Consider the following 11667-nt stretch of genomic DNA (forward strand, 5'->3'; position numbering starts at 1 on the left):
TAAATAGTTTACAAAAGCAAATGCCCTTATTCGACCGCTTGATAAATAACAAAACCGTACAGAATCTATTTGTATGGTTTCTTGTATTTCTACTGTTAATTGCCACGGTACAACCTAGCAACAAGGTAGCCACTGCCATTTTCGCGATTATTTTATTGGCACCCGCCGTTTATTTAAGCAATCTGCTCATCCTTCCTTTTTTAAAAGAAAAAAAGTAACCTTTATTAGTCTTTTCACATCCAATGCTGCGGTATTTACTCTTATTTCAGCACTAATTACAAGTGCTGTTTCTGATAAGGTTATTGATTCGAAGTTGTTGATCAACTACTTCGGTATCATGATACTCGCCCTCATTTTGGCAGCCGCGCTAAAAATAGCACGGGATAGTTTTACGCGAAGGCAAGAAGTTCAACAAACGGAAACACCAATCAATGGGGAGGAAGCTGTCAGCTCTATTTTCGTGAAAAGTGATAAGAAAATCATTAAAATCGACGTTGATGAAATCCAATATATCGAGGCCTATGGAAATTATGTGAAAATTTACACAGATACAATGATTCTAACACCAGAGACCCTGACCAATTTTTTGGAAAAGCTACCTCCCAATTTTCTACGAATACACAAATCGTTCGTTATTAATTTCAATACATTAAAATTGATTGATGGGAATCAAATTGTACTACAAAACGGGGCTAAGTTACCCATAGGCAAGTCGTATAAAAAGGCTGTTTTAGATAGGATATAGAATCATAAGATTTTCATATTTTTCTCACACAAGTATTTGGGTACCACGTTTTCTTTGCTAACTCCGCGCCTCGCCGAAAAAAGCTATTACCCAATGGGTAGTAGCTTTTTCTCGCGTCTAAACTAAGGTAATGGAACACTTATTAACTGACCGACGACATGCGCTCCGAAGCTATTTACGGCGTAGGAGTGGAGGAGGAGGGCCATGTGTATGAAATGGTGTCAACTACTTCATGAGTATCTAAGTCGTTTTCTTCATCGCGAGGACCTCGAGTACAACTACGTTTTCCGTTAGTACAGGGCAGTTGTATTGATAGGATTGGAATCTTGGTTCAGATAGCGTTGAATTTGAAAAGCAGCATAGATAGTAATAAACAGCGGCGTATAACGTTCTATCTAGATAAAAAACCAGAATATGAGCCCGTTCAAATCTCTTTTTTTATTGCTGCTAGTTTTTCCTTTACTATCCTTTTCACAAGTCGAGATGAAATGGAACAAAGAGGTACCTACCAAAATTTTATGGCAAGAAGTTACCTCACTGGGCAACCTTATCGTTAGTTCAAGAGAAGAATTGATCGGTATCGATACCGAAACAGGTGCTATTAGCTGGGGAAAAAGAGCCTTTGGCAATCTTGATAGAGACGCTTTCGAAGAACTTCCCAATAGTCCGTTTTTTTCGGTAACGACGGGCAACAGCTTGCATCTCATCGATCAGTTTAGCGGCAATGAAGTCTTTAATTCTAAAAATGCTGGTCTTCAACAGGTTGCTAGCTATCATTTATTGTATAACTCAGATGCTATTCTTGTTTCTGGAACAGATTACAATGGAGAACCGCTGATGGTTTCCGTAAAAATGTCAGATGCTAGTTTGTCATGGTCGATGAATGAAAAATTTGGCCGTATCGTTGCTACCAATGAACTTGACAATCAAGAACTGCTTATTGTGACCTTGTTCAATAATTATAAACTCAACGCGGATACCGGAGACGTAATTTGGAAGAAAACGAACTCCAAGGAAACGGAGCAAATCGACAAAATGGGGAAATTTGGGGCCTTATTGAAGCAGGTCGCGGAGAATGTCTCCAAAGATATGGACATACAACTGCGCTACTACCAGCCCGAAGGCAGTGCCATTTTCTATTTGGGATCACAGCAAGAGCGACAAGGCGGTATGACCACATCCTCTGGCAATACCACTATTAACTATACCAATAACTATAACGCTTACAATATCAATGATGGCAGTTTGGTATGGGACGAAGAATTAGAGGTAAACGGGGCACTCAGCCAGGTCTATTTTTTAGATAAAGGAATGCTGGTGTTGCCCGATGATGGCAATCGAACGAAAATAAACCTGTTCGACTATAAGACCCGTGAAGGGCTGTGGGGAAAAAAGGGCCGTGGTATCGCGATCAAAGGCGGAGTTTATGATTATTTAGATTCCGGCGACGGTATTTTGCTGGTATCGCGAACATCCAATAAAGATTTTCTCAATTATTTAGACCCAACGGTTGGGGCCATTACATTTGATAAACCTGTCAAAGTCGATGGTACGGTCGTTGGCATTGTGCCACTGGCGAATTCAATCCTATATATAACGACCGAATCGATGAACATTTTGGACCACCATACGGGAACCCTGAAGTGGAAAAAAGTATTCAAACCAGTCCTAGACTTACCGCAGAGCACCAAGATAAAATTTATGCTTTTGATTCCAGTTCCGGCTTTTTAAAAGTTGTGGATAAGTCAAATGGCCAAGTAAGTGATTTTTCACAAGTGGAACTTCGATTTGAGGGGAAGGAATCCCCATCGAATCTGGAAATCATGGAGGACGGTATTTTTATACACTCTGATCAAAACGTTGCTAAATTCAATTTTGACGGATCCTTGGTCTATCAAGAATATTATGCCGCACCTAAAGAAGCGGGTTGGAAACGTGCCTTACTTTATGCCTCGGCGGTACGGGCAGCATATATTGGTGCTACCTCATACTATGTTTCAGGTGCCATGGCCGCGGCTGAAAATGACGTACGTCAAAAAGATGAAGTAGCAGGAGAATTGGTATCTCAAATAGGCGACGCTTATGGAGAATTGGGCAATGCCGCTTCCAGTTATGCCGGTGCCGCCTTTAGAAAGGCGAATGCCCGACTCAAAGCCACCAAACAAGGAAGGGATTTTATGTTCATCATGTCAAAACAAGAAAAAGACATTGTCTTGTTAAAAGTTAGTAAGACAACTGGTCAGGTAGCGGGCGAAATCAATTTGGGTAAGGACCGTGAACCCTTATATGCCGTTGACGATATTACCGGACAGGTATATTATCAAACAGGAGACGCTGCACTTACCTCTTATATGGCGCGCTAACAGATACCCGTGAGGAAATCCATAGCCTATTGCTTTCTTTTTGTAAACTTGGCGTGTAACACCAGTATGGAGGTTCGTACGGAAGGGAATTACGAAGCGCTAGTACTTCCTGATGGATCTCAAGTATACCTGAACCATCACAGTTCCATTTCATATCAAGAAGACTTTGATCCACGCACCGTCAACCTGAGTGGGGAAGCGTTCTTTTTTGTAAAACCCAATGAATCTATCTTCACAGTGGCAACTACTCATGGCGACATCGAGGTTTTGGGCACGGAGTTCAATGTAAAGACCACTTCAGATCAGGTGGCCGTAGATGTGAAAAAAGGGTTGGTCGAATTGAAAACAAAATACGACAGGAGTAAAGTCAAAAAGGGAACAAAGGCCGTTTACAAAGATGGCGAGCAGGCTGTTCAGAAAATTAAATCCAATAAGGAATACCTGAAATGGATACGTTCGTTGGAAAAAGACTTCAAAGCGCTCGGCAAACAGCTTAAACCAGCGCTAAGGGAAATCGGTAACGATTTCAAAAAAGCCGGAAAAAAGATTGGTGATGAGTTTAAAAATTAATATCCGTTTTGGGTATTTCCGTGTGCTATGGACCGTAATCCTATAAAAACATAGGTATTCCCTTAAAAAACTTATAACTTATCGCTATTTGATATACGGCATAAAAAGAAAAGATTGAGAATCTTCACTTTTTTGAGCGGGTTGGTGCGCTGGCGTATTTGGCACTAAACTTTCTTTAAATTTTTCTTCTAAAAAGTTTCTTCTCAAAAGGTAATGGAACACTTAATTAACTGACCGACAATAGGAGGGAAGGCAATGTGTGGAATGGGATACTGCTAGATTCTCCAATTATTTGGATAATTCTTTAAAATGCACTAAATTACACCAATAGTATGATTAATTAAACATTTTTGTTATGGCAACAGTTCGTAAAACGGTAACCTTTACCGAGCAACAAGATAAATGGATTAAAGCTCAAATTGAAGCAGGCGAGTACACAAACGATAGTGAGTATCTTCGAAATCTAGTACGTCAAGACCAAGCCAATAACGCCAAGTTTCTTTCGCTCAAAACAAAGCTGATAGAAGGTCTTCAAAGCGGTGTTAGTACTAAATCTTTACCTGATATAATGAAGGAAGTCGAAGCACGTATGCGGGAAGATGGGCGTTTATAAACTTTCCAGTAGAGCTGAAATTGATTTGGCCGAACTCTATGAGTTTGGCATCTACAAATTTGGGCTCTCCCAAGCTCAGCAATATTTTATTGGTATGCATGAAGCATTTAAAGTACTAGCTAAAAATATAGACTTGGGTCGTGATGCTTCTGAATTTATTGTTGATTTGAAGCGATTCTCCTATAAGTCGCACACCATATTTTATTTGCAAACTGCAAGCGGAATTTTCATTATTAGAGTTCTTAGTCATCGTATGGATTATGAGCAAAATTTAAAATGAAAATTGCGGTACGCATCAAATCTCATGGGTTAGGAATTCATTAGAATTACTTATAACTTATCGCTATTTGATACTTCGGCAAGCTCAGTACAGGTGCCACGTCAAATTATGTTTCGTTTTTGAAACATAATGTCTTGCGTTATGGAACTTGAGCTTTGGTTAAAAGCTAAAGTATCTGCAAATCTTCGTTGATTTTTTTCTTTCTGAATAGTGCTTCTAAAAAGGTAATGGAACACTTATTATACGAGCCAATCCCGAGTACTCGGGGGAGGGGAGTGTAATGTGTGTGGAATGGGCTTACCTGCTTTCAGTAAAGTTAATTATCAACGTGCCATTGACCAATCGATTCTCATTGTCAATACCGCTAAAAACACCGTCTTGGTGTAGTTTCTCATTTTTCAGGTAATAGGTTTTAAAATAGATATTTACTCGTTCAAGTGCGATTATCCCTGAAAAGCTAAACCTGAAATTGATTACTGAACCTTTATTGAGCAGTTCAATCCGGTCTTTTTCGATGTAGACATTTTCTGTAAGCGTAATGATTTGATAATTTGTTGGTAGGATTTTGAACTTTAGTGTTTCCTTGAAACCCTCTTCAAAATCAAAAGTCAACTCATAGGTTCCTGGTAATTTGGCGTATAAAGAGGCATATGGACTATTGCTAGACAACTCCAAAGCATGTCTTGGTACTATTCTTTTGTTAACGATACGTTTATTTCTAATTTCCATTGCGATATAAGGAGGAATAAAGGGGGACTTTGATTTTTCCTCCATTTCTTTTTTACTTTCGCATTTCTCTAAGATGGAACGACCGGCAACTGTATTGGTGAAAATATCAAAAGTGCAATAGGTACCTATCAAATAGTTAATGCTTGAAGGCGTTTTATGACCGATGTAGTAAATCTCACTCGCTCCCTCAATATATCTATCTCCAGAGAGCGTATTGGTTTTTATGGTGAGCGTATCTCCTTGACGTTTAATACTGCCATGGCTGTAATGCTCTCTTAAGGTACCATCTTCAAGTGGATAGATGAAAATATGTTGGATTTTCTTCCAATTGTTCGAAATAGTGGTTTGTCCCTTTAAAATAGTATCATCTTCCCCAAAATAGTAATTGATGTAGTAATAAATACTATCATCTTCGTTCTCATGCAGCAAGGCATTTTGTTTTTCATGGGCAACGCCTGACAATTGATGTTCCTCCAGAAATTCCTTGAAATCGGTATACCCTAAGTAGAGTAGAAGAATGGTCTTATAATATTGGTTTAATTTGATTAATGGTTTTCCTTTTTCTAGTTCACGTGATTTGTCATACAGATATTTTCCATTGATAAACTCAGAACCTAATGCTTCAAAATCCGTTTTTAAACTGGGCTTTTCTTCATTAAAAGCACCATAACCATACAGTTGAAATGCTTTTGGTAATTTCAATAGCTGATGCTTGCTCATGAATTGTTCCTGAACCTTTTCCAATAGTATTTTGAAATATTCCGAAGTAAGCGTTAAAGATGCAGGTGCAATTTTCATAAATTCCTATTTTGTGCTATAAATTATTAAAAATATTTTTAATCACTATAATGAATAATAATTAATATGTGTAAATCTATTTTTATGAAGGTACAATCACACTAAACAGTACGGTCATGAAAAAAACAATCTTCTTCGCGTTTCTATTTGTCTCTTTGATAGGATTCTCGCAAACAACAGTAACAGGAAAAGTAATTGACGATTTTGGCGAACCACTTCCGGGTGCCAATGTTGTAGAACAAGGTGCATCTAACGGTGCCATTACCGATTTTAATGGTAATTATGAAATTACGGTCGCTTCCAACGAAGCGATTTTAGAATTCTCATTTCTAGGTTTTGAGAATCAAGAAGTTCCAGTTAATGGAAATACACAAATTGATATCCAACTAAAAGAATCATCTGAAGCTTTAGATGGAGTTACGGTGCAAGGCTTTTCTGGAGTGATTGGTAAATCTAGAAAACGCACCGCTTCCATTCAGACCACTCCTGAATCTGTGACCGCCTTGAATTCCGAAGGTATCGAAAGTGCCGGTGTTACTGATATCAGTTCTTTTTCTTCACTCGTACCCAACCTTAAGTTTAATTCGGCCCAAGCTGTGGGATTGAATTTTATAACCGTTAGAGGTATTCCGCAAGTCCGTGGGGGCGATGCGCCTTTGGCTTTTGTAATTGATGGTGTGACCATTCCCGACCCTAGTTTGTTAAGTCAAGAATTGTATGATTTGGCTTTAGTGGAAGTGGTTAAAGGTCCACAGGGCGCACTTTACGGTAAAAACGCAATTGGTGGTGCCGTGAATATTTATACCAAAGACCCGACCAATACAATGTCCAACAGAATACAGGTTGGTGCAGGAAACGGTGGCGCTTTCCAAGCTCAGTTTGTTTCCTCAGGGGCAATTAAAAAAGACAAAGTATTCTACCGATTTTCCACACAGTATAAAAATTTCGATGGCCTCTTGACCAATGAATTCCTGAATGAACTTGTAGATTTTAGAAAAGATTTTAACATCCGTGGACAGCTCAAGGCGAGATTGACAGATAAGTTTACACTTTCCGGAACATATCAATATTTTAAGTTAGATGGTGGTGCAACCTACTATTCTGTGAATCCTACAGGGTTTGATGGTGAATTCCCAGGCGGTGTTTTGAACCCGAATCCAACTGATGGTGATAATGTTATCGTTGCCGATGTGCTAGGTAAGTCTGACATGGTCAATAATTACGGAAATATCAAGATGGATTATAACTTGGGTGGTGTCAAATTGCAAAGTATCACTTCTATCAATAATGTAGAGCGCTCTACCTTAGGAGATTTAGATTTCTTAGATCTTGATTTGTTTACGCAAGGTGAAATGGCCGAGACCAAAACCTTCAACCAAGAGCTACGTATCAATAATACCAATACGGAGGGTAAGTTTGATTGGAGTTTTGGCGGATTCTATCAGAAAATAGAAAAAGATGTATATCAAAATGGAACCGATGGTGTAGACGCTGAGTTCGGGGAAGCGGAATACGACGTTGCGGACTTCATTAACGAAACCAGAACCATTGCTTTATTTGGTTTTGGAGATTATAAAATAACGGATAAACTGACCGCTTCTGCAGGATTTAGATACGATATCGATTCCTTTTCACAAGAAGATTTTCTATTTGTAACTAACTCTGAGAGAGACAATAACGAGTTTCAACCTAAAGTATCGTTATCCTATCAAGCTTCAAAAGGTGTTTTGTTCTATGCCAACTACGGAAGAGGGTATAGAAATGGTGGATTCAACGCCGATGCCACCGACCTTTTTAATCGGGAATTCGATGATGAAACTTCGGACAATTATGAATTCGGATTCAAAACCACCTCTTGGGGAGACCGTTTAATTTTCAACGGCTCTGTGTTTAGTTCCAGATTAACGAACCAACAGCAGTACATTTTAGACTTGAATACTTTTATTGCAGGAGTCTATAACTATGATGAAACCAAGGTATTTGGTTTTGAACTTGAAGCACGTGCTAGACTCAGCAATTGGTTAGATGTATTTGCTAATTTCGGTTCTGCGGATGCAGAAATTGTTGAAGGAGGTGCTACTGGAGGAGCAAATGGCACCACAACAGACAATTCCAATTACAACGGTGGTAAAGTACCATTTGTGCCCGTTAATACTATCGGAGTCGGATTGGAATCATCGTTCAACATCACCGATGATTTAAAATTTAATGGATTCCTCAATTTAGATACTACCGGAAAAACCTACTGGCACGAAAGTAATTTAGCGGTGCATACTACTGATGCATATTCCTTATTGGATGCGCGAATAGGCTTAGGCTACAAAAACTGGAAACTAGAAGTTTTCGGCAAGAATTTAATGGATACCCAGTATTACCAAGAATTTTCTCCAGGTGAATTTGTTGGCAGTCCTGATGATGTGGGTTGGAGAGGGCAACCTTTGACCGTAGGTACTTCCCTTTCGGTAAGATTCTAGAATAGTCTCTGTTTTCCAAAAATAATAATAAAATTCCCCTTTTTTAATAGCTATGACGCATAACAAACATTCCATAACGACTCGTTTTTCCAAAATCTTAATGGAAGACATGTTTCAAGTAAAACCAGGGGAAACAGTAGCTATTACTACAGATTTTGGTTCGGACACGACTATCGTAGACAGCCTGTTTGTTGCCGCTCAAAATGCTGGCGGACTTCCTTTGATTTTAAGGATTCCAAAAGCTAAGAAAGATAGTCAAGCCGGTATGAACGATTGGCCGCACCAAGCACTTACAGCGGCACTTTCAAACGTAGATGTCTGGATAGAAGCCAATTCCGTGGTGCTCTTGTATTCCGATATTTGGGAAACTGCCATGAAAGAGAACAAAAAGTTACGATACTTGATTATTGCCGACAGTACTATAACATCTTTAGATAGAGTCTTTACAGGTTTTGATATTCAGTCCCTCAAAAAGTTATTAAGAGAAGTGACCGCTATGGCGAAGGCTGCCAATAAAGTCCGTATCACAAGTGAAAATGGCACCGATGTATCGTATGAAATTGATTTGAACCATGCCTTTGACTATGACGATGGCGATTATTCACAACCTAAATTCGGAACCGCTCCTGGCTTTGTAAATATTGTTCCTAAGTTGAACAGTATGAACGGCAACATCGTATTTGACCACCTACAGCATACCGAAGAAGGAAATTCTTTGGAATTTATCATGAAAAATGGACTAATTTCAGATGTAATAGGAGGGAAGGCAGCAGAAGCGTTCAAGTCCTACCTAGCTTCTTTCGAAGATGAAAATATGTACAAGATTTCCCATAATATGTTGGGTTTAAATCCCAAAGTGCGAGAATTGACAGGCGAGCTTGTAGAAGATGAACGTATTTGGGGCGGTGTAGATTTTGGTTTCGGCCATACCAGTGCGATGGATATGCCCCCGTTCGGACAAGAAGCCAAATCGCACTTTGATGGTGTAGTGATAAACACAAGCATCTACTTTGATGACATACAGCTAACCGATAATGGCGAAGTTTGTCATAAAGATTTAAGACCTTTAGCCGAGTCAGTATTAAAATCCATAAATGCCTGAGGAAGGAAATCAGTATACAACAACTAAAGTACAGCCGAAAGATTTTACCTCCGGTTGGTTAATTGCGCTATTGATTGCAGGTACGGGCCTCACACTTCCCATTTTATATTTAGGTTCTGAAATTGCCCTTTCCATAGGGTTTAAAGGTGCCCTATGGGCTTTTGGAATTTCCACCCTGGTACTCACATTGATGTGTATGGCCACCACAGTCATCGGAAATCGATCACGACTATCCACCTACATGATTATGCATTTCAGTTTTGGGCGAAAAGGCGCTAAAATCATGAATTTTATCTTCGGAATTACCCTCTTAGGATGGTTTTCGGTTGCTTTGGAATTATTGGCAATCGCAGTAAAAGATACTGCATTACAGACCTTGCAAGTCAATTTAGTAGAATGGCCTATCATTATTGTTGTGGGCACTTTAATTATTACCACTACCATTTATGGAATCAAAAGTCTAGAACGATTAGCAAACTATGCTGTTCCCATTTTGACTTTGTTTTTGGGGTATGTAGTATATAAATCCATTGAAGGAACATCATTTCAAGCAATTATTGATTTTGTTCCAACAGAACCCACCCTAAGCCTTTTTGAAGCGACCTCTATTTTAGTGGGGTCTTCAATTTTGTTTCCTGTTTTGATGGCGGATTTCTCAAGATTCATCTATAATGACAAACAAAGCTTGATAGCAGTTTTAGGTATTACTATCGGGTTTCCTATCGCATTGATTTTTAGTGCGATACCTTCTATTCAATCCGGAGAAGTTGATATCATCAAAGTGATGGAAAGTTTAGATTTGGTGGTACCCGCTTTTGTATTGTTGTTTGTTTCAACATGGGTAGGTAATGCCTCCAATCTATATTCTACAACCTTAACATTTTCAACAGTTAAAACCGATTGGACCTTTAAAAAAATGGCAATTGTTTCTGGGATAGTTGGAATGGTCGCGGCACTCTTAGGTTTCTCTGACTATCTATTTGACTTTTTAAATTTTCTGGGGATTTTAGCGCCTTCGATTTCAGCCATTTATATCATCAATTTCTTCTTTGTCAAAAAACAGGACTATAAGTTAAAAGACATTGTAGATTGGGAGTATGAAGCATTGATCGCTTGGGTGATTAGTTCGGTGATGACCATATTTACCTATTTGGAAGTCTTTCAATTGACACAGGCCTATTTTATTGATTCCTTTTTGCTGGGCGGACTTATCTATATGATGTTAAAGTGGAAGGTGATTGTAAGGAATCTCAACGCATAATTGACTACCAAAGCTATTTGACATAATGTCTAATTATAGAATGGTCAATCTGGTCTATAATGTCTTGCGTTATGACACTTTGCTTTGGTAAAGCAAAGTAATTAGTACTACTTCTCCTTTAAATTTTTCTTCTAAAAGGTATCTTCTTAAAAGGTAATGGAACACTTATTATACGAGCCGACAGTAGGAGGAGAGTGTAATGTGTGTGGAATGGAATTTTATTACAAATGACAATTAGTAACAGAAAAGCGTAATTGATTTCTTGTTAATTTTTAATATATTTAAAATCTCCAAAGAGTTTACCATCCACAGTTATATCTCAGATTAATATTTTATTGAAAAGTAAACACCCTACTATGACCAGAAAATTACTTGGCTTATTTATTTTACTATTTGTTCTAAGTTGCTCAAATGATGAAGGGAATACGAATTCAGAAGATAATCCCATTGCTGAAGAACCAACGGAAGATTCTGCTGATGACACCCCAGAAGTTATTTTGATAAAAACTGAAAGTGTCCCTGTTACTGGTGGAACAATCGAAATCGAAGGTAAGTTCAAAATTGTTTTCCATTTGACCCGAAACTTGGCAAAAGGGCGTCCAATGGGAAGCCTTGAATTCGCCAAGAAAACGGAATCAGGAAGCTGAAGGTAAGAGAGGCATACGGGTAAATATGCGACGGAAATAGGGGAGTTGGAGAAATGCGATCATATCGCTATCTTTTTCCATCCAA

General features: G+C 38.7%; 11 protein-coding genes. 10 read left to right on the plus strand and 1 reads right to left on the minus strand.

Features of this window, described 5'->3' with window-relative positions; translation table 11 throughout:
* The first annotated feature begins 337 nt into the window (after nucleotides 1-337).
* From N8A86_RS19425 to N8A86_RS19450, 6 genes are all read left to right on the plus strand, one after another.
* Nucleotides 338-745, plus strand: a complete 408-nt coding sequence (locus N8A86_RS19425; protein WP_273566887.1) for a LytR/AlgR family response regulator transcription factor — start codon at nucleotides 338-340, stop codon at nucleotides 743-745.
* Between the two features lie 414 nt (nucleotides 746-1159).
* Nucleotides 1160-2476, plus strand: a complete 1317-nt coding sequence (locus tag N8A86_RS19430) for a hypothetical protein (RefSeq protein WP_273566888.1) — start codon at nucleotides 1160-1162, stop codon at nucleotides 2474-2476.
* 5 nt (nucleotides 2477-2481) lie between these two features.
* On the plus strand, nucleotides 2482-3108 hold the full coding sequence (locus N8A86_RS19435; protein ID WP_273566889.1) for a hypothetical protein: 627 nt from the start codon (nucleotides 2482-2484) through the stop codon (nucleotides 3106-3108).
* Between the two features lie 9 nt (nucleotides 3109-3117).
* Nucleotides 3118-3678, plus strand: coding sequence for a FecR family protein (locus N8A86_RS19440; RefSeq protein WP_273566890.1), 561 nt, complete (start codon nucleotides 3118-3120; stop codon nucleotides 3676-3678).
* A 355-nt stretch (nucleotides 3679-4033) separates the two neighbouring features.
* Nucleotides 4034-4291, plus strand: coding sequence for a type II toxin-antitoxin system ParD family antitoxin (locus tag N8A86_RS19445; RefSeq protein WP_273566891.1), 258 nt, complete (start codon nucleotides 4034-4036; stop codon nucleotides 4289-4291).
* Nucleotides 4278-4571 carry a type II toxin-antitoxin system RelE/ParE family toxin gene (locus N8A86_RS19450; protein WP_273566892.1) on the plus strand — a complete coding sequence of 98 codons (294 nt, stop codon included), beginning with the start codon at nucleotides 4278-4280 and terminating at the stop codon, nucleotides 4569-4571. The genes N8A86_RS19445 and N8A86_RS19450 overlap by 14 nt, the downstream gene beginning before the upstream one ends.
* A gap of 297 nt (nucleotides 4572-4868) precedes the next feature.
* On the opposite strand, the gene N8A86_RS19455 is transcribed toward N8A86_RS19450, so the two are convergent.
* Entirely contained in the window at nucleotides 4869-6098 is a 1230-nt protein-coding gene (locus N8A86_RS19455) for a hypothetical protein (RefSeq protein WP_273566893.1), read from the minus strand.
* Nucleotides 6099-6214: 116 nt separating this feature from the next.
* Here N8A86_RS19455 and N8A86_RS19460 point away from each other — a divergent pair, with 116 nt between their 5' ends.
* The 4 genes from N8A86_RS19460 to N8A86_RS19475 all read left to right on the plus strand — a co-directional run bounded on the left by N8A86_RS19460 (nucleotide 6215) and on the right by N8A86_RS19475 (nucleotide 11582).
* Nucleotides 6215-8572 carry a TonB-dependent receptor gene (locus tag N8A86_RS19460; protein WP_273566894.1) on the plus strand — a complete coding sequence of 786 codons (2358 nt, stop codon included), beginning with the start codon at nucleotides 6215-6217 and terminating at the stop codon, nucleotides 8570-8572.
* Nucleotides 8573-8681: 109 nt separating this feature from the next.
* Nucleotides 8682-9674 (plus strand): 2,5-dihydroxypyridine 5,6-dioxygenase NicX family protein, encoded by a 993-nt coding sequence (locus N8A86_RS19465; RefSeq protein WP_273566895.1) that lies wholly within the window; start codon nucleotides 8682-8684, stop codon nucleotides 9672-9674.
* Complete coding sequence (locus N8A86_RS19470; RefSeq protein ID WP_273566896.1) at nucleotides 9667-10935, plus strand: purine-cytosine permease family protein; 1269 nt, start codon at nucleotides 9667-9669, stop codon at nucleotides 10933-10935. Before N8A86_RS19465 ends, N8A86_RS19470 begins: the two co-directional genes overlap by 8 nt.
* Before the next feature lie 356 nt (nucleotides 10936-11291).
* Nucleotides 11292-11582: a hypothetical protein gene (locus tag N8A86_RS19475; RefSeq protein ID WP_099542964.1), complete on the plus strand. Its 291-nt coding sequence runs from the start codon at nucleotides 11292-11294 to the stop codon at nucleotides 11580-11582.
* Nucleotides 11583-11667 lie beyond the last annotated feature (85 nt).

It is taken from the genome of Maribacter halichondriae (assembly GCF_027474825.1).
Taxonomy (GTDB): domain Bacteria; phylum Bacteroidota; class Bacteroidia; order Flavobacteriales; family Flavobacteriaceae; genus Meishania; species Meishania halichondriae.